The sequence below is a fragment of the Isoptericola chiayiensis genome (assembly GCF_013149805.1).
Taxonomy (GTDB): Bacteria; Actinomycetota; Actinomycetes; order Actinomycetales; family Cellulomonadaceae; genus Isoptericola; species Isoptericola chiayiensis.
Genome location: NZ_JABEZT010000002.1, coordinates 207402 through 226514, shown reverse-complemented (window position 1 = coordinate 226514; position 19113 = coordinate 207402). Strand labels below are relative to the sequence as shown.

18 protein-coding genes are annotated in these 19113 nt (G+C 73.6%); 5 read left to right on the top strand and 13 right to left on the bottom strand.

The window, feature by feature from the left end; all coding sequences use genetic code 11:
- Positions 1 to 16 precede the first annotated feature (16 nt).
- Positions 17 to 784, top strand: a complete 768-nt coding sequence (locus HDG68_RS17310; protein WP_172149529.1) for a PucR family transcriptional regulator — start codon at positions 17 to 19, stop codon at positions 782 to 784.
- A gap of 21 nt (positions 785 to 805) precedes the next feature.
- Here HDG68_RS17310 and HDG68_RS03980 read toward each other — a convergent pair whose 3' ends face one another.
- From HDG68_RS03980 to HDG68_RS03960, 5 genes are all read right to left on the bottom strand, one after another.
- Positions 806 to 3238, bottom strand: coding sequence for a glycoside hydrolase family 3 protein (locus tag HDG68_RS03980; RefSeq protein ID WP_343037415.1), 2433 nt, complete (start codon positions 3236 to 3238; stop codon positions 806 to 808).
- Between the two features lie 78 nt (positions 3239 to 3316).
- On the bottom strand, positions 3317 to 3745 hold the full coding sequence (locus tag HDG68_RS03975) for an organic hydroperoxide resistance protein (protein WP_172149527.1): 429 nt from the start codon (positions 3743 to 3745) through the stop codon (positions 3317 to 3319).
- Between the two features lie 52 nt (positions 3746 to 3797).
- Complete coding sequence (locus HDG68_RS03970; RefSeq protein WP_172149525.1) at positions 3798 to 4244, bottom strand: MarR family winged helix-turn-helix transcriptional regulator; 447 nt, start codon at positions 4242 to 4244, stop codon at positions 3798 to 3800.
- A 79-nt stretch (positions 4245 to 4323) separates the two neighbouring features.
- On the bottom strand, positions 4324 to 5337 hold the full coding sequence (locus HDG68_RS03965) for a CNNM domain-containing protein (protein ID WP_172149523.1): 1014 nt from the start codon (positions 5335 to 5337) through the stop codon (positions 4324 to 4326).
- On the bottom strand, positions 5334 to 6722 hold the full coding sequence (locus HDG68_RS03960) for a CNNM domain-containing protein (RefSeq protein WP_172149521.1): 1389 nt from the start codon (positions 6720 to 6722) through the stop codon (positions 5334 to 5336). The genes HDG68_RS03965 and HDG68_RS03960 overlap by 4 nt, the downstream gene beginning before the upstream one ends.
- 170 nt (positions 6723 to 6892) lie before the next feature.
- Here HDG68_RS03960 and HDG68_RS03955 point away from each other — a divergent pair, with 170 nt between their 5' ends.
- Positions 6893 to 7162 carry an acylphosphatase gene (locus HDG68_RS03955; RefSeq protein ID WP_172149519.1) on the top strand — a complete coding sequence of 90 codons (270 nt, stop codon included), beginning with the start codon at positions 6893 to 6895 and terminating at the stop codon, positions 7160 to 7162.
- A 2-nt stretch (positions 7163 to 7164) separates the two neighbouring features.
- On the opposite strand, the gene HDG68_RS03950 is transcribed toward HDG68_RS03955, so the two are convergent.
- Positions 7165 to 8955: an ATP-binding cassette domain-containing protein gene (locus HDG68_RS03950; RefSeq protein WP_172149517.1), complete on the bottom strand. Its 1791-nt coding sequence runs from the start codon at positions 8953 to 8955 to the stop codon at positions 7165 to 7167.
- A gap of 113 nt (positions 8956 to 9068) precedes the next feature.
- Here HDG68_RS03950 and HDG68_RS03945 point away from each other — a divergent pair, with 113 nt between their 5' ends.
- A complete protein-coding gene (locus HDG68_RS03945) occupies positions 9069 to 9530 on the top strand; it encodes an SIP domain-containing protein (protein ID WP_172149515.1) in 462 nt (153 codons plus the stop codon).
- Here the strand turns inward: HDG68_RS03945 and HDG68_RS03940 are convergent.
- Positions 9512 to 10375 carry an MmyB family transcriptional regulator gene (locus HDG68_RS03940; RefSeq protein WP_172149513.1) on the bottom strand — a complete coding sequence of 288 codons (864 nt, stop codon included), beginning with the start codon at positions 10373 to 10375 and terminating at the stop codon, positions 9512 to 9514. The genes HDG68_RS03945 and HDG68_RS03940 overlap by 19 nt on opposite strands.
- 101 nt (positions 10376 to 10476) lie before the next feature.
- Between HDG68_RS03940 and HDG68_RS03935 the strand changes: the two genes are divergently transcribed.
- Positions 10477 to 11241: an SDR family oxidoreductase gene (locus tag HDG68_RS03935; RefSeq protein WP_172149512.1), complete on the top strand. Its 765-nt coding sequence runs from the start codon at positions 10477 to 10479 to the stop codon at positions 11239 to 11241.
- A gap of 7 nt (positions 11242 to 11248) precedes the next feature.
- Here the strand turns inward: HDG68_RS03935 and HDG68_RS03930 are convergent, their stop codons facing one another.
- The 3 genes from HDG68_RS03930 to HDG68_RS03920 form a co-directional block, all read right to left on the bottom strand.
- A complete protein-coding gene (locus HDG68_RS03930) occupies positions 11249 to 12751 on the bottom strand; it encodes a copper resistance CopC/CopD family protein (RefSeq protein ID WP_172149511.1) in 1503 nt (500 codons plus the stop codon).
- A gap of 85 nt (positions 12752 to 12836) precedes the next feature.
- A complete protein-coding gene (locus HDG68_RS03925) occupies positions 12837 to 13286 on the bottom strand; it encodes a hypothetical protein (RefSeq protein ID WP_172149510.1) in 450 nt (149 codons plus the stop codon).
- A 241-nt stretch (positions 13287 to 13527) separates the two neighbouring features.
- Positions 13528 to 14475 (bottom strand): aldo/keto reductase, encoded by a 948-nt coding sequence (locus tag HDG68_RS03920; protein WP_172149509.1) that lies wholly within the window; start codon positions 14473 to 14475, stop codon positions 13528 to 13530.
- Positions 14476 to 14542: 67 nt separating this feature from the next.
- Here HDG68_RS03920 and HDG68_RS03915 point away from each other — a divergent pair, with 67 nt between their 5' ends.
- Positions 14543 to 15892 carry a carboxylesterase family protein gene (locus HDG68_RS03915; protein WP_172149508.1) on the top strand — a complete coding sequence of 450 codons (1350 nt, stop codon included), beginning with the start codon at positions 14543 to 14545 and terminating at the stop codon, positions 15890 to 15892.
- A 3-nt stretch (positions 15893 to 15895) separates the two neighbouring features.
- Here the strand turns inward: HDG68_RS03915 and HDG68_RS03910 are convergent, their stop codons facing one another.
- Genes HDG68_RS03910 through HDG68_RS03900 form a run of 3 tightly spaced genes read right to left on the bottom strand, consistent with a single transcriptional unit; the run spans position 15896 to position 18943 of the window.
- A complete protein-coding gene (locus tag HDG68_RS03910) occupies positions 15896 to 16714 on the bottom strand; it encodes a carbohydrate ABC transporter permease (protein ID WP_172149507.1) in 819 nt (272 codons plus the stop codon).
- A gap of 8 nt (positions 16715 to 16722) precedes the next feature.
- Positions 16723 to 17682 carry a carbohydrate ABC transporter permease gene (locus HDG68_RS03905; protein WP_172149506.1) on the bottom strand — a complete coding sequence of 320 codons (960 nt, stop codon included), beginning with the start codon at positions 17680 to 17682 and terminating at the stop codon, positions 16723 to 16725.
- Positions 17683 to 17734: 52 nt separating this feature from the next.
- Positions 17735 to 18943 carry an extracellular solute-binding protein gene (locus HDG68_RS03900; RefSeq protein ID WP_172149504.1) on the bottom strand — a complete coding sequence of 403 codons (1209 nt, stop codon included), beginning with the start codon at positions 18941 to 18943 and terminating at the stop codon, positions 17735 to 17737.
- Positions 18944 to 19113: the final 170 nt, after the last annotated feature.

Sequence of the window (19113 nt, the reverse complement as noted above, 5' to 3'; positions counted from 1 at the left end):
TCCTCGAGGAGGGATCATGCCCCACGCCGTCGCCGCACCGCCGCGCCCCGCACCCTCCGGACCGGCGCCCGGCCACCGCACCCCCCTGTCGCGCCACCTGCTCGTCGCGTCCCTGCTCGACGGCTCGTGCCGCACCGCCGACGTGCGCGTCGTGGCGGCACGGCTCGGCCTGCCCCTGCGCGCCACCTACCGCGTGGTGGCCCTGGGCGGCGGACGCGACGGGTCGCTCGCCGCGACGCGCGCCGCGATCAGCGGGCGCGTCGAGCGGGTCCACTGGCACATGTCCCGCCCGGTCGCCTACGGCCTGGTGCTCACCCCCGCGTCCGCGGAGCAGCCCCTGCTGCCCGCGGCCGTCCCGGCCGGTGTCCGCCTCGGCGTCGGCCTGCCCGTCGACACGCTCGTCGAGGTCCCCGAGGCGCGCCGCCAGGCGGACCTCGCCCGCCGGTACACGCCCGCGGCCGGCGGGGCCGCCGGCCTGGAGGACCACCTGACCTCGGCGCTCGTCGGCAGCGACGCCGCGCTGGCGACGTGCTTCGCCGACCGCGTGCTCGGCGCGCTGCTGGCGTGCGAGGACTCCGACACGCTGCTGGCCACCCTGGAGGCCTGGGTGGCGGCGGGCGGCTCGACGCCCCGCACCGCCACAGCCCTCGGGTGCCACCGCAACACCGTAACCAACCGGCTGCGACGCCTCGGCCGCCTCACCGGACGGCGCACGGACCGGCCGGCCGAGCTGGTCGACCTCGTCCTGGCAGTCCGGGCCCACCGCCTCGGCGGGCCCGACTGACGCCGGGACCGCCCGTGCCGCTCAGCCGTCCGCCGGGACGCGGGACAGCACCAGCCGCAGCACGTGACGCGCGGTGCGCTGCAGCTCGCCGAGGGTGATCCCCTCGGGCGCCGCCAGCGAGGCCAGCAGCGAGCCGTCCCCGTGCCGGTCCTCGCGCCGCCACGCACCGGGCATGTTCACGTCGACGCCCGCCCGGACCCGGTAGGCGTCGTTCGTCAGCGCCGGGAAGTCGGGGTCGACGGCCTCGCGCAGCCACCAGTCGGTCATCACCGCGCCGGTGAAGCCCCACTCCCCGCGCAGCACCGTCGTGACCAGGTCGTGGTGGTAGTGGCCCCAGACCCCGTTGATCTTGTTGTACGAGGTCATGACGGTGCGCGGGGCCGCCTCCGCCACGCAGATCTCGAACCCGCGCAGGTAGATCTCGCGCAGCGCCCGCTCGGAGACGCGCGAGTCGTTGTACTCGCGGTTCGTCTCCTGGTTGTTGGCCGCGAAGTGCTTCGGGCAGGCGGCCAGCCCGGCGTGCTGGATCCCGCGCACGGTCGCCGCGGCCATCCGCCCCGTCAGCAGCGGGTCCTCCGAGAAGTACTCGAAGTTGCGCCCGCACAGCGGGTCGCGCTGGATGTTCATGCCCGGCGAGAGCAGGACGTCGGATCCCTTGACGGCCATCTCGTCGGCCAGCAGGGCGTTCAGCCGCTCGACCAGCTCCGGGTTCCAGGTCGAGGCCAGCGCCGTCCCGCACGGCAACAGGGCGGTGTGGGTGGCCAGCCGGATCCCGGCGGGGCCGTCCGTCGTGGTCAGGGCGCGCACGCCCTTGTCCCGCAGGCTGCGGCTGGTCCCCCCGAGCGCTCCGGCGTTGCCGGCGGCGCCGAGCGCCGAGTCCATCGTGAAGTCGCCGCGCGTGAGGGCCTCGAGCTCGTCGTCGTCGAGCTGGGCGACGAAGGCGTCGAGCTCGGCCCGCCCGCCGGCGACGTCGCCCAGCGTGATGCCGACGTCGCCGGTGCGCGCGATCGCGGCCGGCAGACCGGCCAGGACGCGCTCGCGCCGCGGGACCGTGGCCGTGGGCACGGCGGCCTTGTCCGCCACGGTGGTGCCGTCGTCGCCCGTACGGGCCACCAGACGGTCGAACGCGTGCTCCGGGCGCACGGCGGCGGCCTCGCTCAGCCGGCGGACGACCTGCAGGCTCTCGATCTCGACGGCGCCGACCACCGAGGCGGCGCGGACGTCGGTGCCGAGCAGGATCTCGTAGCGCCCGGCCTCCAGCACGGAGGCCGACCGGTGACCGGTCGCACCGGCGTCGTCGTAGGCGGCGACGTCCTCGAGGGCGACGCGCAGGACCAGCCGCTGGGACTCGCCGGGTGCCAGCTCGCGGGTCTTGGCGAAGGCGGCCAGCTGGCGGCGGGGCCGTCCGAGCACCCCGTGCGGTGCGCGCACGTAGGCCTGCAGCACCTCGGCGCCGGCGTGCTCGGAGCCCACGTTGGTCACCGTGGCGTGCACGACGGCGGTGGTGGCGTCGGTGACGACGCTGACGTCGTCCACCGCGAACGTCGTGTAGGACAGCCCGAAGCCGAACGGGAACAGCACGTGCTCGGGGGCGAAGGTCTCGAAGTACCGGTAGCCGACGTAGACGTCCTCGACGTACTCGTTGGCGTCCGGGCCGCCGAAGTGCCCGGCGCTCGGGTAGCGCGCGTAGGACTCCGCGATCGTCGCGGTCAGCCGCCCCTGGGCGGGGACGGCGCCGGTCAGGACGTCGACGACGGCGCGCCCGGACTCCATGCCGCCCTGCCAGGCCACGAGGACGGCGTCGAGGTCGTGCTCGCGCGTCCAGGCCAGGTCGATCACGTTGCCGGTGTCGACGACCACGACCGTGCGCTCGAACGCCTCGGAGACGTGCGCCAGCAGCGAGCGCTCGTCCTCGGTGAGGTAGAAGCTGCCCGGTTCCAGCGCCTGCTCGCGGGCCTCGCCCGCGGCGCGCCCGACGACGACGAGCGCGGTCCCGGCACGCTCGGCGGCGGCGGCGATCTCCTCGGCGCCCAGGGGCATCTCGGGGTGGGACCGGGGCCACGTGCCCCACTCCGGCTCGGGGTCCACGGGGTGCTCGGCGCACCACGCGGCGTAGCGCTCGGCGAGCTCGGCGTCGACCTGCAGGCCGTCCCGGTCGCGCAGCGCGTCGATCAGGTTCCACTGGTAGGGGGGCCGCACGTCCCCGCCGGATCCGTACCCGACCGCGAAGTAGTCCTGCTGGACACGGCCGAACACCGCGATGGTAGCGCTCCCATCCAGCGGGAGCGCCGCGTTCTCGTTCTTCAGCAGCACGACGCCCTCCGCCGCCGCGCGACGGCAGGCCTCGCCCATTGCCTCGGGGATCCACGTGTCGCTCGACCGCAGCCGGACGCGCCCCTGGGCGAGCTGGTCCGCGCTGGTGACGTCACCGATCCCTGCACCTCGTTCACTCACGCGGAACACTGTACGTGCTGGGTCGCACGACGGCGCACCCCGGGGCGACAGCGCCCCGGGGTGCGCCACGCGGCGGGCTCAACCCTCGACGACGCTCAGCCGCAGGTCGATGTTGCCGCGCGTCGCGTTCGAGTACGGGCACACCTTCTCCGCCGCCTCGACGAGCTGCTCGGCCTGCTCGCGCGGCAGGTCCGGCACCACGACCTCGAGCTCGACGGCCAGCTCGAAGCCGCCCGCGCCGTTGGCACCGATCGAGACCCGCGAGCCGACGGACGTCTCGCCCGGCGAGACCTTCTGCACCCGGGCGACGTTCTGCAGCGCCGAGTGGAAGCAGGCGGCGTACCCCGCGGCGAAGAGCTGCTCGGGGTTCGACCCCGCCCCGGACCCGCCCATCTGCTGCGGGATCGCCATGTCCAGGTCGACGCGGCCGTCGTCGCTGCGCACGCGGCCGTCGCGGCCGGCGCCGGTGGACAGGGCCTCGGCGGTGTAGGCGACGTTCTCGATCATGGGTGGAGCTCCTCTCCTCGGGACGGTGCCGACAGGTCGTCGGCGCCGCGGTTCAGGGGCGGGCCAGGAAGTCGTTGGCCTCGCGCAGCCGCGCCATGAGGTCGGCGGCGGCAGCCCGGTCGTCGGGGAGCCGCTCGGCGAGGCAGCGCTGGACGTCGGCGAGCTCGGCGTGCAGGTCGCGGCCGTCGTCGGTCAGGGCGACGACGACGACGCGTTCGTCGTCGCGGTCGCGGTCACGCCGGACCAGCCCGCGTCGCTCGAGCCGCTTGACCAGCGGCGAGAGCGTCCCGGAGTCGAGGTCGAGCATGCGGCCCAGCTCACCGAGGGTGAGCGGCACGCCGTGGTTCGCGCCGAGCAGCGTCAGCACGAGGTACTGGGTGTAGCTCAGGCCCCAGGGGGCCAGCAGCTCGGCGTAGACCCGACCGATGCGCCGTTCGAGCGAGTACACCGCGAAGCACAGCAGCGGGTCGAGCGCTCGGGATGCTCCGACGTCTGGCATGGCTCAACGGTTGCACACCATCTGATTGTGCGCAACCGATATGCTCCGGCCGCAGCCGGTGACCGACCGGTGCGACCGGTCAGCTCCGCGGGATCACCCGGCCGAGGGCGTCCTCGAGCGTGACGACACCGACCGGCACGCCGTCGTCCACGACGACGGCCAGCTGCTCGCTGGCGTGCCGCATCCCCGCCAGCGCCTCGTGGACCGGGGTCCGGGGCCTCACCACGAAGGCGGGTCGCGCCAGCTCCCGGGCCGGCCGCTCCCCCGGCTCCAGCAGCGTGTCGCGCACGTGCAGGATGCGCGGGCCGTCCCCGTGCGCGCCGTCGACGTCGACCAGGATCCTCAGGTGGCCGCTGGCACGGGCGGCGGCCCGTACGGCGGCGACGTCCGCGTCGGCGGGCACGGACGTCGGAGGGACGTCCCGGCGCAGGAGCTCCTCGACGCTCTGGCCCGTCATCTCCAGGGCGCTCGCCAACGGCGAGTGGACGGTGTCGTCCAGCACACCCACCCGTGCGGAGTGCTCGACCAGGTGCCGGATGGTCTCGGCGTCCTGGCCGCCCACCGCGGCGCGGTCGACGGGCTCGACGCCGGTGGCGAGGACCAGGCGGTTGGCCACGCTGTTGATCCAGCTCAGCAGCGGGCGGAAGACCGCGATGAAGGCCCGGGCCGGCGGGGAGACCAGGATCGCGGACCGCTCGGGGTTCGCGATCGCCCACGACTTCGGCGCCATCTCGCCCACCACGAGGTGCAGGAACGTGACGAGCAGCAGCGAGAGCACGAAGGACCCGCCGTCGGCGAGCCAGTGCGGCAGCCCCCAGGACGCCAGCAGCGGGCCCAGCCAGGAGTCGACCGCCGGCTTGGTGACGGCGCCGAGCGCGAACGTGCAGGCGGTGATGCCGAGCTGCGCCCCGGCGAGCATCACCGTCAGCTCGTTCACCCCGCGCAGCGCCGCCCGGGCACCGCGGCTCGTCGCGGCGCGCTCCTCGAGCCGGTGCCGGCGCGCGCCGAGCAGCGCGAACTCGATGACCACGAAGAAGGCGCTCAGCGCCAGCAGGCCCACCGTGGCCGCCACGACCACCCACGGGTTCGTCATCGCACCGTCCCCTCGACGTCGTCGTGCTCGCCGTCCGCGGGTTCCTCGTCCAGCAGGTCGACCCGCACCGTGGCGGGCACCCGGCGCGCCACCTCCAGCACCTCGGCGGACAGCCGCCGGCGCACCGGCTCGTGCAGGGCGAGGTCGGCCGGCTCGACGGGCAGCTCGACGACCACGACGGCACCGACCTCGGGCAGCTCGCCGCACTGCGCGATCAGCAGTCCGGACAGCGTCTCGTAGTCCCCGCGCGGCAGGTCGTGGCCGATGACACGCTCGACCTCGTCGAGGTGGACGTCGCCGCCCATGCGCCATGTCGTCGCGCCCTCCGGCTCGACGACCTCGGCCTGCTCGACGTCGTGCTCGTCGGTGATCTCCCCGACGACCTCCTCCGCCAGGTCCTCGACGGTCAGGATCCCGGCGAAGCCCCCGTACTCGTCGATGACGCACGCCAGCTCGTCGCGCTCGGTCGTGAGCTCACCGAACGCGTCCGGCAGCAGCATCAGGGTGGGCAGGACCGTGGCCGGCCGCATGATCTGCGACACCGGTGCGTCGTCCGCGGCGTCGAGGACGTCGAGGAGGTGGACCACGCCGAGCGGCTCGTCGTCGTCCGAGACGACCGGGTAGCGGGTGTGCGCCGCGGCCATGGCGCTGCGCACCTCGCCCACGGTGGTGCGGGAGTGGACCGTGTCGACCCGCGAGCGCGGCACCATCGCGTGCTCGACGTCGCGCTGCGGGAAGTCGAGGATCCGGTCGAGCATCATCGACAGGTCCTCCGGCAGGTCGCCGCTCTCGCGCGAGTCGGCGACGATGTGCTCGAGGTCGCGGGCCGTCGCGCTGGAGTCGACGTCCTCCACGGGCTCGATCCGGCACAGCCGCAGCAACGCGTTCGCCGCGTGGTCGAACACCGTGATCAGCCACCCGAAGGCCGCCAGGTAGATCTGCGTCGAGCGCGCCAGCCACCGGGCCAGCGGCTCCGGGGCGGCGAGCGCCAGGTTCTTCGGGAAGAGCTCGCCGAAGATCATCTGCAGCACCGTCGAGACCAGCAGCGCCCCGACGGTTCCCACGGCGACGCTCACCCCCGCCGGGATCCCGGCCACGCCCAGGATCTCGCCCAGGCTGGTGCCGACGAGGGGTTCGGCCACGTAACCCACGAGGAGACCGGTCACGGTGATGCCGAGCTGGGCCCCCGAGAGCATGAAGGACGTGCGGCGCGTGACCGACAGCGCGCGTGCCGCGGCCTTGTCGCCCGCCTCCGCGCGGGCGCCGAGGCGCGAACGGTCCACCGACATGTAGGCGAACTCCTGGGCCACGAAGTAGCCGTTGAACGCGATGACGACGCCGATCACGACGAACCCGAGCAGCAGGGTCGCCACGGTGGTCAGCACGGGCGACCGCCCTTCGACCGCACGTCCTGGCCCGGACTGTCGTCACCGTCCGTCGAGCTGTCAGGTCTCCCCACGAGCCGTCTCACGCCTTCCCGTCGTCCGTCGGTGCCACATGCTATCCCGGCGCCGTGCACCGCCGAGCGGCTGCCGCGCCGACCTACGATGGGCTCATGACGCGCCGCTTCCACGCCGTCGTGCACGGCCGGGTCCAGGGTGTCGGCTTCCGTGCGACGGCGGCCGCCGCGGCCGAGCGGGCGGGTGCCGCCGGGCACGTGCGCAACCTGCCGGACGGCACCGTCGAGGCCGAGGTCGAGGGTGACGACGACGCCGTCCGGGCGGTGCTGGAGGTGCTGCGGACCGGGCCGAGCGCGGCCCGGGTGACCCGGGTCGACAGCAGTGAGGTACCGGTGCGCGGCGAGCGCGGGTTCACCGTGCGCTGACCTCATGCGCTCAGGCCGCCCTCCTGGGCGGCGTGCAGGGCCGCGTAGCGTCCCCCTCGCGCGAGCAGCTCGGCGTGCGGCCCGACCTCGACGATCCGGCCGTGGTCGAGCACGACGATCCGGTCGGCCTGCCGCACCGTGGACAGCCGGTGCGCGACGACGAGGGTCGTGCGGTCGGCCATGAGACGGTCGAGGGCGTCACGGACGGCGACCTCGGACTCGGGGTCGAGCGCGCTGGTGGCCTCGTCGAGGAACAGGATGTCCGGGTTGCGGACGATGGCCCGGGCGATGGCGAGCCGCTGGCGCTGACCGCCGGAGATGCGGGCCCCGCGCTGACCGACCACGGTGTCCCACCCCTCGGGCAGCACGTCGACGAACCCCAGCGCGTTGGCGTCCCGCAGGGCCGCACGGATCCGCTCGTCGTCGGCCTCGTCGTCCAGGCCGTACGCGACGTTGTCGCGGATGGACCCTTCGAACAGCACCGACTCCTGGGGCACGACGGAGACGTGCCGGCGCACGGTCCGCAGGTCGAGGTCGGCCATGTCCTGGCCGTCGAGCAGGATCCGGCCGCCGGTGGGGCGCACGAACCCGAGCACGAGGTTGAGCAGGGTCGACTTGCCGGAGCCCGAGGGTCCCACGAACGCGACGGTCTCGCCGGGACGGATCTCGAGGTCGATGCCGGCGAGCGCGTCCGACTCGGCCTCGGGGTACCGGTGGTGGACGTGCTCGAGCCGGAGGTGTCCGGTGACCTGCTCGACGGGGCGGCGCCCCTCGTTCTCCTCGAGGTCGGGCTCGGCCAGCACCTCGGCGATGGACCGCATGGACTCGACGCCGCGCGCGGTGACCGGCACCAGGTTGAGCACCTGGGTCAGCCCCTGGGTCAGCAGGCTGAAGTAGGTCGAGAGCAGCACCACCTCGCCGGGGGTGATGGGGATGATCCCGGACAGCGACACCGTGGCCGCGAGCACCAGGCAGAACACCCCGAGGAACTGCATGGACACCCAGGACATGGACTGCATGCGGCCGTTGAGCATGTCCAGGTTGAGTCCCGCGCGGCGCACGTAGTCCGCGCCGGTGGCCACCCGGGTGGCGGCCGTCTGCTCGAGACCGTGGGCGCGGGTGACGGGGATGAGGGAGGCCATCTCCCCCACCCGGGACGCGAACCCCTCCATCTCGCGACGGAACTGCTCGTTGCGGGCCTGGGACCGACGGGCCATCGTGCGGCGGATGAGCAGCGCGGTGGGGATGACCAGCGCGTACACGGGCAGGAACTCCGGGACGCGGATCGCGGTCATCGAGATCGCGCCGACGAGCACCATGATCGCGGACAGCAGCGGGTGGGTGACCTGCTGCAGCATCATCTCGACGTTCTCGACGTCGCGGACCACCTTGGACTGCACGAGGGCTGCGCTGGAGCGCGCGTAGTAGCCGATGGAGAGCGTCTGCAGGCGCTCGACGAGCGCGTTGCGCAGCCGGACGCCGGTGTCACGGACCACCGTCATGAAGTTGCGCGTGTACAGGATGTGGTGGGGGTAGTTCTGCGCCAGCAGCACCGCGGCGACACCGAACCAGATCAGCACCGAGCTCACGTCGCCGTCCTCGGCCACGATGTCGATCACCGCGCCGGTGATGACCGGCAGGAACCACAGCGGGATCTCCTTGAGCGTGAACGCGTACAGGGCCAGCGCGAGGCGGCGCGGCTGGGCGGTCAGCAACCGCAGGATCGACCGGACGGGATGGGCACCGTCGATGCGTTCGACGTCGGACACGTTGGTCAGGGATCTTCGAGACACGACGCCGATCGTATCGATTCAATCGACATCGGGCCTTGCGATGTCGGACGGGATGCGATGAGGTAAGGCTTACCTACAACGTTCGCCTCTCGGCGACCGGAAGGAGAGCGCCCGTGCATCCGGACACCGGCCCCCTGCGCACACCCGACCAGCACGCGCACCCCGACAGTGGCGCGTGCGGCCACCACGTCCTCGTCGCCGGCCTGGCCGACGACACCGCCACGGTCCGGTCGCTCCTCGAGGCGCTGCCGGCGTGCACCGTCGGCCAGGTCCTCCTCGAGGCGGAACCGGACCGGGCGCCCGACGTCGCGGGCTGGGACGTCCCCGGCCGCGTCGCCGTCCACGTGCTGCGGCGGGACACCACCCCGGTGGCACGCCGGCGCCGAGGACGACGCCTCGCGACGGCGCTCGACGCGTGGGTGACCGAGTGGCTCGACCCCGAGGGCTGCGCGTGCGCCGGACCCTTCACCCTCTGGGTCGGTGGCGCCGGCAACGCCGAGGTCGAGGTGCTGTGCCGCCGTCTCGAGCGAGGCCTGGACCCCGCGTCCGCCCACCTTCACCGACCCGGTCGCTGAGCCGAGGCACCCAGGTCCTGGGTGCCGACCACACCCAGCAGCCGGAGCCGTTCGGCGGCATCGCTGCCCGGGGCCGCGGTGAGCACCAGGAGCGCCTGAAGTCGGTCCTCGGTCAGCAGGACCTGGCAGTCCACCTCGATCTCGCCGACCACCGGGTGGATCAGCACCTTGTGGTCGACGAACCGCTGCGCCACCTCCTGGCGATCCCACAGGGCGGAGAACTCCCCGCTCAGGTCCGTCAGCACGTCCACCAGCGCCGCGGCCCGCGAGCGCGGCCCCAGCAGTCCGAGCGCGGCCCGCAGGCTCGCGACGAGCGACCTGCCCTGGCGGTCACGGTCGTCGGCCGGGTAGACGGCGCGCGCCGTGGCGGGGTGGGCGAACCAACGGTAGATCTCGCTGCGCTCCCACCCGCGCAGAGTGTCGGTGTCGCCGTACAAGGCGCGGGCGAGGTCGTTCTGGGCGAGCGTCTCCCCCAGCGGCCCGAGGATCAGCGCCGGGGTGTCGTCGAGCCGGTCCAGCACCCGTTGCAGCGCCGGCGCCACCCGACCGGCGTCGACGGTCCGCGGCGGGGCGGGCTGGCCTGCCGTGCGGAACAGGTAGTCGCGCTCGTCGTCGGTCAGGCGCAGGGCGCGAGCCAGTGCGGCCAGGATGTCGGTGCTGGGCTGCGGGCCCCGCTGCTGCTCCAGGCGTGTGTAGTAGTCGGTTGACATGGTCGCCAGCAGGGCCACCTCCTCGCGCCGCAGCCCGGGAGCGCGCCGCCGCAGTCCCGGCGGCAGACCGACGGCGGCCGGCTGCAGCGCCTCGCGGCGACGTCGGAGGAACTCGGCGAGGGCGCGACGGTCCATGGCTCCCATCCTCGCGGCCGGGCGGGCCCGGTGCCAGGGATCGCTGGTCCCCCGTTCCGTGAGGCCTGTCCCGCATCGGTCGGTGCGTCCAGGCTCGAACCATGGACATCACCCGCAGCACCGTCTTCATCCCCGGCGCCACGAGCGGCATCGGCCTCGCCCTGGCCGTCGCGCTCCACGAGCAGGGCAGCACCGTCGTCGTCGGCGGGCGCCGCACCGACCGGCTCGCGCAGATCGCGGCCGACCACCCCGGGATCGACACCGTTCCGATCGACATCACGGACCCGGCGAGCATCGACGACGCCGCCCGCACCGTCCTGGGACGGCATCCGGACCTCGACGCGATCGTCGCGATGGCCGGGATCATGCAGGTCGAGGACTGGCACCGCCGCGAGAGCTTCCTGGCCAGCGCCGAACGCACCGTCATCACGAACGTGCTCGGACCGATCCGGCTGATCGGCGCGTTCGTCGAGCACCTGCAGCGCCGCCCCGACGCGACGATCGTGACCGTCTCGTCGGGGCTCGCGTTCGTGCCGCTGGCCGCCACGCCGTCCTACGACGCGTCGAAGGCCGCGATCCACCGGCTCAGCGAGGCGCTGCGACTGCAGCTCGCGGACACGGGCGTCGACGTCGTCGAGATCGTGCCGCCGGCGGTCGCCACGGACCTGTTGCCCGGTCAGCGCGACAACCCGATCGCGATGCCGCTCGAGGAGTTCGTCTCCGAGGTCGTCGACCTGCTGCGCTCGCAGCCGGGCGCCCCGGAGGTCCTCGTCGAGCGGGTCGGGTTCCTGCGCCACGCCGAGGCGCACGGAACCTTCGACGAGGTGGTGGCCACGCTGAACGCCTCGGACCACCACGGCCGCTGACGAGCGGCTACCCGTGCACGGAGGCGGCGACCAGCCACGCCGTGAGCAGCACGACCACCACCATGAAGGCGGTCTCGTGACCGGCGCCACGCTGCAGAAGACGGCCCGCCGCGTGCGCACGGCGGGCCCCGTGGCCGGGTGCCTGCAGCAGGGGCACCACCCGGAAGTGCTGATAGGCGCCGATCGTGGCGACCACCGCGACGATCGCGACCTTGGCGAGCAGGAACAGCCCCCAGCTGGTCTCCCACAGCTGCGAGGGCCGGTCGAGGATCGCCACGGTCAGGGCCACCCCGGCGATCCCGACCACCACGACGGACCCGGTCGCCAGCACCGAGAAGCGGCTGCCCAGCAGTCCGGCGTCCAGCGGGCGCGCGTCACGCCTTCGTCGGCGCAGCACGACGCCGACCATGACGACCCCGCCGACCCAGGCGGCGGCGGCCAGCAGGTGCGCGACGTCGGTGATCACGACGAGCCAGTGCGGACCGACGCTGTTGCTGTGGCCGTCGAGCACGATGCCCGCTCCGAGCAGCAGCGTGCCCACGACGGCGAGCCACGAGCCGACCAGCGTCCGCCGGGCACCGAGCAGCATCGCCAGGGCGCCGGCGGCCTGGAGTCCCAGGACCAGCCCGGTGCCCCCGGTCAGGGCGTCGGCGAGCGCGGGCGGGCTGACCGCGGCGGTCACGTCGCCCTGTGCCACGACGACCGACCGGGCGGCCAGGCGCAGCGGCACTCCCACGAGCGCGAGCACGCCGACCCAGCGCACGGCCGTGAGCACGGCGGGCACGTCGTGCCGGTCGCGTCCGCGCAGGACGAGTGCGGCGAACAACAGGCCGCCGCCGCCGACCAACGCGCCCCACAGCACGGCGGCACCGGCCAGCCGGGCCGCCACCGCGGCGAACTCGGCCGCGTCGTCCTCTGCGGCCTCGGCCTCCGGGTCGGTCGCCGCGTCCGCCTCCGCGGTCGCGGTCGGCGCGGCCTCCGCGTCGGGTGCGGCGCCCTCGTCCGCGCTGCCGTCGTCGGTCGACCCGCCGTCCGGCGCGGCGCCGGTGACGGTGAAGGCGACGGTGCCGTCCAGGGGGTGGCCGTCCTCGGCGGCCACGCTCCACTCGAGCGTGTAGTCGCCGTCGGTCAGCGGCTCCTGCGGGGTGGCGAGCAGAACCACGCCGTCGTCCTGCGGGGTGACCGCCACCGGCACGGCCCCGTCCGGGCCGGTGACCTCGACGGCCTCACCCAACGGGGTGACCGGCAGGGTGAACGTCAGGACGACCTCCGCGACCGGCCCGTCGGCGGTGGAGCCGTCGGCGGGCTCGACGGTGTCGAGGTCCGTGTGCGCCTGTGCGGGGACGGCACCGGCGAGCAGGAGCAGCAGGCCGAGCAGCACAGCGCCGGCGAGGGCGGGGATCCGGCTGTGCAGGTTCCCTGGGCGGTGGACGCGGCGGGGTCGGCCGCGCGGGCGGACAGGCAGGGCGGGGGCGGCGGGGAGCGCCGACCCGGTGAGACGGGCGGTCATGGGGTCCTTCGGCGGGATCGTTCGGGGAGCCGGCGTGGCCGGCTGCTCCGGGGACGGGGGCGGGCCGTCGATGACGACCGCCCGCTCACGTGCGCGAGATCCCGAGCGCCAGGAGGTCGGGCGGGGCGACGCTGCGCGTGGTGGCGACCAGTGCTCCGACGAGGCGTCGACCCGCAGCCCGTGCGTCCTGCGCCGGCGAGGTCACGGCACGCGCCCGGAGCGCGACCAGCGCCAGCAGTGCGGCCGCGGCCAGCAGCGTGCAGACCACCAGGGTTCCGTGGTCGTGGTCCTCGGCGGGGCTCTCGTGCGTGTGCGCCGCGACGTCGCCCAGGATGGGCGCGGCGTGCTCGGGAGCCGCGTGGACCACGCCACCGGCCGAGCCGTGGAGGTGCCCCGCGGACACCGACGAGGCCGAGGGCTGGTGGGACACGACGAGCAGCACCAGGGCAGCGACGAGCAGCGCCACGCCCGCGCCCAGCAGCAGCGCACGCAGCAGTGGCCGGGGACCCGCCGGGCCCGGTGCCGAGCTCGTCATCCTGCGATCCTACGCGCCACCGATCATCGCGCCGAGGGCGATCCCCAGCACGAGCCCGACCGCGGCCATCGGCTCCGTCCCTCCCGTCGTCCGGTCGTCCTGCCGTGTGCCCCATCGTGGCGAGGTCCCGCGAGGTCAGCATCCGGAGACTCCGCCCCGGCGGCACGGCGGACGCGCAGACGGGTCGCGGCCGACGTCGTCACCGTCCTCGACGACGTCGGCCGCGACCCGTGAACCCGGCTCAGGCGGAGGCGTCGGTGAGCCGGTCGACCTCGCCCGGCGTGAGCTCGAGCGTCATGGAGGTCAGCAGCGCGTCGAGCTGGTCGGTGCGGCGCGCACTGGCGATCGGCGCCACCACCGTCGGCTGCGCGCGCAGCCAGGCGAGCGCCGCCGAGGCGACGGGCACGTCGTGCGCCGCGGCGACCTCGTCGAGCGCGTCCAGCACCCGGCGGCCCCGCACGTCGAGGTAGCGCGCCGCACCCTGCGCTCGCGGGCTGTCGGGCGTGACGCCCTCGCGGTAGGTGCCGGTCAGGAATCCGGACGCCAGCGCGTAGTAGGGCAGCACCCCCAGGCCGTGCCGCAGCGCGGCGCCCTGCTGCGCCTCCTCGAACCCGCGCTCGACGAGGTTGTAGTGCGGCTGCAGCGCCACGGGGCGGTGCAGCCCCTCGGCGTCGACCGCGGCGAACCACTGGTCGATCCGCTCGGGGCTGTAGTTCGAGATCCCGATCTCGCGCACCAGACCGTCGTCGACGAGCCGGGAGAACGCGGCGGCGGTCTCGGCCACCGGGGTCTCGGCGTCGTCGAAGTGCGCGTAGTACAGGTCGATGTGGTCGGTGCCCAGGCGCTGCAGGGACGCCTCGGCCGCGGCACGGACGTTCGCCGCGGACAGTCCGGGGTACTCGGGGTGCTGGGAGACCTTGGTGGCGACGAGCACGTCATCACGGCGACCGCCGCGTGCGAGCCAGCGACCGATGGTCGCCTCGCTCTCGCCCCCGGAGTTGCCGGGGACCCAGGCCGAGTAGACGTCGGCAGAGTCGACCATCCGACCGCCGGCCGCCACGAAGGCGTCCAGGACGGCGAAGGAAGCGTCGTCGTCGGCCGTCCAGCCGAAGACGTTCCCGCCAAGCGCGAGGGGCGCCGCGGACAGGTCGAGGGAACCGAGCTGTGCTGAGATCGTTGACTGCGTCATACGAGCGACAATCGATGCAGGGCCGGTGGAAATTCCCGGTACTGCGGCAGCGGGAAGGCGAGGACGGATGACCCAGGAGACGACGACGGTGTCCGGAGGTGGTCCGCGCGACGGCGCGACGCACGTCGTGGCGGCGCCGGCCGGCCGGTTCGTGGTCCAGGTCGGCCCCGACGTGCTGCGCGCCGGGGGTATCCGCTACGCCCGGGCCGCACGCTTCGAAGCACCGGTGGACGAGCCACCGGCCGCGGGCACCGTCGACGCGACCGGGTTCTCGCCGTCGTGCCCGCAGCATCCCGACCCGGCCGGGCTGGACGTCTTCGGCCCGGACTCCGCGCGACCGCTGCCGCCGTCCGAGGACTGCCTGCGGCTGACCGTCACCGCACCCGTCGACGCCGCCCCGGGCGAGAACCTGCCCGTCGTGGTGTGGATCCACGGCGGGTCCTACGTGTCCGGCGCCGGCGACGCGATCAGCTACGACCCGACCCTGCTGGTGCGTGAGCAGCGCGTCGTCGTGGTCGCGGTGACGTACCGCCTCGGCGTGCTGGGGTTCCTGGGCGACGCCGAGCACCCGGCGAACCTCGGCCTGCTGGACATGCTGGCGGCGCTGCGATGGGTGTCGCGCAACGTGGCGGCCTTCGGCGGCGATCCCGGCTGCGTGACCGCGATGGGCGAGTCCGCGGGGGCGGACGCGATCGTTCACCTGATGGTCGCCGACGGCGCCACCGGGCTGTTCCGGCGGGCGATCGTGCAGAGCCCGCCGCTGGGGATCTCCCGCCGCCGCGCGGCCATGGCGGCCGCCATGGCCGCCGAGGTGCGCACCGTCCGCGACGACGCGCCCCTGGAGGACCTGCTCGCCGCCCAGCACCGCGCCGCGCGCCGCGTCCTGCCCCGCTTCGGGCTGCGCGCGGCGATGCCGTTCGGCACCCAGTACGGCTTCGCTCCCCTGCCGCCGGAGGAGCACCTGGCCTCCGCCTGGTCGCGGGTCGCCCCGCAGGTCGAGCTCCTGGCGGGGACGAACGCCCGCGAGGCCGCGCTGTTCGTGGACGGCGCGCTGCCCCGGCCGCTCGTCCCGGGGCTGGGCCGCGGGCTGCGCGAGGCGGCGGCACGCGGGCTCACCCGGACGGTGTACGGCCGCGCGGTGGACCGTTTCGTCCAGCGCCACCGCCGCGCCGGCGGCCGCGCCGCCCGGTACACCTACCTCGGCGGCGACGCGCACCACCCGCTCCGGGCGGCGCACGCCACCGAGCTCCCGCTGCTGCTCGGTGACCCCGACGGCTGGCGCGGGGTGCCGGTGGTGGCGGGCCGCTCCGACACCGGGCTCCTCGACACCGGCCGGACGCTGCGTGCCGGCTGGGCCGAGTTCGCCCGCTCCGGTCGCCCACCCACCGACGTCCCCGCGCTGCTGCGTGTCGACTGACGTCTACTTGACGGCGCCGCCCATCGCCCCGGCGGCGATGTACCGCTGGGCGAGCACGAGCAGCACGATCGCCGGGACCGACGACAGCACGGCGGTCGCCATGACGGGACCCCAGCTCTGCACGTTGCCCTGCAGGTAGTCGTAGATGCCGAGCGTGACCGGCTTGATGTCCGCACCCGTGGTGAGCGTCAGGCCGAACATGAAGTCGCTCCAGGCGAACAGGAAGCAGAACAGCCCGGCCGTGATGAGCGAGTTCTTGCTCACCGGCACGATGATCGACCAGAAGGCCCGGAAGTGGCTCGCGCCGTCGACGCGTGCCGCCTCGGTCAGCGCCGGCGGGATGGACCGCATGAAGGCGCTCATGATGAGGATCGCGAACGGGATGCCGTGGGTGGCGTTGGCCAGGATCAGCCCGGGGTAGGAGTTCAGGAGTCCCAGGTCGTTGAACAGCGTGTACAGCGAGTTGGCGATGACGATGCCGGGGATCATCTGCGCCAGCAGCAGCGCGAACAGGAAGATGCCCATCCCGCGCAGCCGGAACCGGGACAGCGCGTACGCCGCCGGGGTGGCGACCGCGAGGGAGACGACGACGGCGCCGAGGGCGACGACGATGCTGGTGAGCAGGTTGCCGGTCTGGTCCTGGATCGCGGTGCGGTAGCCGTCGAGAGTGATGTCGGTCGGGAAGAACGTGCTGCTGGCCGCGGTGCTGCCGCCCTGGAGGGAGACGTTCACCATCCAGTACACGGGGAACAGCATGAAGGCCAGCAACGCGATCCCGAGCGCGGTGCTGAGCAGCGTGCGTGGTGTGGTCGTCGGCGACATGGCGGACCTCACTCCTCCTCGGCGCGTCGGTTCGCGCGCAGGTAGACGACGGCGAACACCAGCGAGACGACGATGAGCACGTTGCTCACGGCGGCACCGGTGCCGAAGGAGAACTCCTGGAATGAGCGGCGGTAGGAGTCCGTGGCGAGCGTCTGGGTCGCGTTGGCCGGTCCGCCGCCGGTCAGCCCCAGGATGATGTCGAGCACCTTGAGCGTGTAGATCACGCCGAGCACCAGCACGACGTTGACCACCGAGCGCAGGTTCGGCCAGGTGATGTACCAGAAGGCCTTCCACCCGGTGGCGCCGTCGAGCGCCCCGGCCTCGTAGAGCTCGTCGGGGATGTTCTGCAGCCCGCTGTACAGCAGGGTCATGTTGAACGGGATGCCGACCCAGACGTTGACGAGGATCACGGCGACCAGGGCGATGTCCGGGCTGGTCAGCCAGCGGATCGGGTCGTCGATGAGCCCGATGCCCTGCAACGTCTCGTTGAGGATGCCGCCGTCCTGGTCGAGGATCCAGCGCCACACGGCGCTCCCGGCGATCATCGGCAGCAGCCACGGCAGCAGCAGCAACGACCGAAGGACGTTGTTGAGCGGGAAGCGCCGCTTGAAGAACAGCGCGAACAGCAGGCCGATCACGAACTGCCCGGCGATCGACCCGAGCGTGAAGAGCGCGGTGTTGACGACCGTCGTCCGGAAGATCCCGCTGCTCACGACCTCGGCGTAGTTCGCGAGTCCGACCCAGGGGGCCTCGCCGGTGACGAAGGTGCGCACCGAGTAGTCCTGGAACCCCATCACGAGGTTCTTCACGATCGGGTAGCCGAAGAAGATCAGCACGTAGGCGATCGCCGGCACCAGGAACAACCACTGGGCGGTCAGCTCGCGGCGTCGGGCACGGCGCCGCGTCGGGGGCGGGGACGACGGCGGCGCTGCGGCGCCCCGTGGTCCTGCGGCGAGGGTGGTGGTCATCGTCGTCCGTCCTCTCGTTCGTTCCGGGCAGGGCCCGTGCCGGCGTACCGCATCAGTCCTGCGCCGCCACGCGCTCGAGCGCCTCGGCCGGGGACTCGGTGTCGGTCAGGGCGAGCTGTTCCGCGGTGTAGATCTGGGTGGCGGCCTGCGGCCAGTCGGGGCCGAGCAGCGCGGTGCGGGCGCGGGCGGTCTGCACCGTGTCGACGAAGGTGGCGATTGTGGGGTTCTGACGGGCGGCCTCCGCGGCGACCGCGCTGTCGGCGGGGACGGCGCCCCGACCCGTGGCCATCGTCAGCTGGTTCTCCCCGGCGGTCACGCAGTCGACGAACGCGCCGGCGGCGGCCATCTTCTCCGGGTTCCCGGTGTCCGGGACGGTGAAGGCCTCCCCGCCCAGCGGGGCCTCGAGGGTGTCGCCCGCGGCCGGGACCGGCAGCGGCACCGAGGCGTACTCGAGGCCCTCGGCGGCCTCCAGGCTGGGCATGTTCCACGGACCGTTCACCATCATCGCCGCGTTGCCGGCGATGAACTGGTCGTTGACGTCGTTCTGCGACCAGTTCACGACGCTCGCCGAGGCCGAGCCGTCCTCGACCAGCGCGTCGACGAGCTCCAGCGCCTCGACGGCCTCGGGCGAGGCCAGGTCGTCCTCCTCGGCGCCGTTGCTCCACAGGAACGGCAGGAACTGCCAGGTGCCCTCGAAGCTGTTGGTCGCGCTGAACGCGATCCCGTACCGGTCCTCGGTGGTCAGCTCCGCGGCCGCGGTCCGCAGCTCGTCCCAGGTGGTCGGAGGCTCGACGCCCGCCTCGGCCAGGGCTCGTGCGTCGTAGAACAGCCCGATCGAGTTCACCACGGGGGTGATCCCGTACAGCGCGCCGTCGTAGGTGCCGGCGTCGAGCACGCCCTGCGGCAGCCCCGCGCCGGAGATGCCGTAGTCGCCCAGCGGGCTCAACGCGCCGGAGGAGGCGATCTGCTGCACGTCCGGGTTGTCGAGCATCAGCACGTCGGGCAGGGTCTGCGACGACGCCTGCTGGAGCACGGTGGCGATGAGCCCCGACCCCGCGACGTGGTTCGCCCGGACGTCCAGGCCAAGGTCCGCCGCGCACGCGTCGTAGATCTCCTCGTAGACGGGCGCGCTCGTGGCCGACATCGTGTCGGTGACGACCAGCGTGCCGTCGTCCGCGCCTGTCTGACCGCTGCACGCGGACAGGCTCAGCGCGACGCCGGCGGCCGTCGCCGCACCGACGGCGGTGGGGGTTCGTCGCACGGTCGAAGCTCCTTCGCTCGGTGGTGTGCTGGCGAGGCGAGGCACGGTCACCCGCTCGCGTCAAAGCGCTTTACCGGTGACACCGTAGCCTGGATCAAAGCGCTTTACCAACCGCCCGTCCATGTGTGATCATCGGACGGCAGTCCGCACCCGCCGACGTACCGACCCCG

Bases quoted from the DNA above. Each gene is read 5' to 3' on its own strand.
- HDG68_RS03940 (WP_172149513.1), bottom strand. From the start codon at position 10,375: ATGGACCGTCGCGCCCTCGCCGAGTTCCTCCGACGTCGCCGCGAGGCG.
- HDG68_RS03925 (WP_172149510.1), bottom strand. From the start codon at position 13,286: ATGACGAGCTCGGCACCGGGCCCGGCGGGTCCCCGGCCACTGCTGCGT.
- HDG68_RS03935 (WP_172149512.1), top strand. From the start codon at position 10,477: ATGGACATCACCCGCAGCACCGTCTTCATCCCCGGCGCCACGAGCGGC.
- HDG68_RS03975 (WP_172149527.1), bottom strand. From the start codon at position 3,745: ATGATCGAGAACGTCGCCTACACCGCCGAGGCCCTGTCCACCGGCGCC.
- HDG68_RS17310 (WP_172149529.1), top strand. From the start codon at position 17: ATGCCCCACGCCGTCGCCGCACCGCCGCGCCCCGCACCCTCCGGACCG.
- HDG68_RS03905 (WP_172149506.1), bottom strand. From the start codon at position 17,682: ATGACCACCACCCTCGCCGCAGGACCACGGGGCGCCGCAGCGCCGCCG.
- HDG68_RS03965 (WP_172149523.1), bottom strand. From the start codon at position 5,337: ATGACGAACCCGTGGGTGGTCGTGGCGGCCACGGTGGGCCTGCTGGCG.
- HDG68_RS03930 (WP_172149511.1), bottom strand. From the start codon at position 12,751: ATGACCGCCCGTCTCACCGGGTCGGCGCTCCCCGCCGCCCCCGCCCTG.
- HDG68_RS03920 (WP_172149509.1), bottom strand. From the start codon at position 14,475: ATGACGCAGTCAACGATCTCAGCACAGCTCGGTTCCCTCGACCTGTCC.
- HDG68_RS03910 (WP_172149507.1), bottom strand. From the start codon at position 16,714: ATGTCGCCGACGACCACACCACGCACGCTGCTCAGCACCGCGCTCGGG.
- HDG68_RS03970 (WP_172149525.1), bottom strand. From the start codon at position 4,244: ATGCCAGACGTCGGAGCATCCCGAGCGCTCGACCCGCTGCTGTGCTTC.
- HDG68_RS03955 (WP_172149519.1), top strand. From the start codon at position 6,893: ATGACGCGCCGCTTCCACGCCGTCGTGCACGGCCGGGTCCAGGGTGTC.
- HDG68_RS03915 (WP_172149508.1), top strand. From the start codon at position 14,543: ATGACCCAGGAGACGACGACGGTGTCCGGAGGTGGTCCGCGCGACGGC.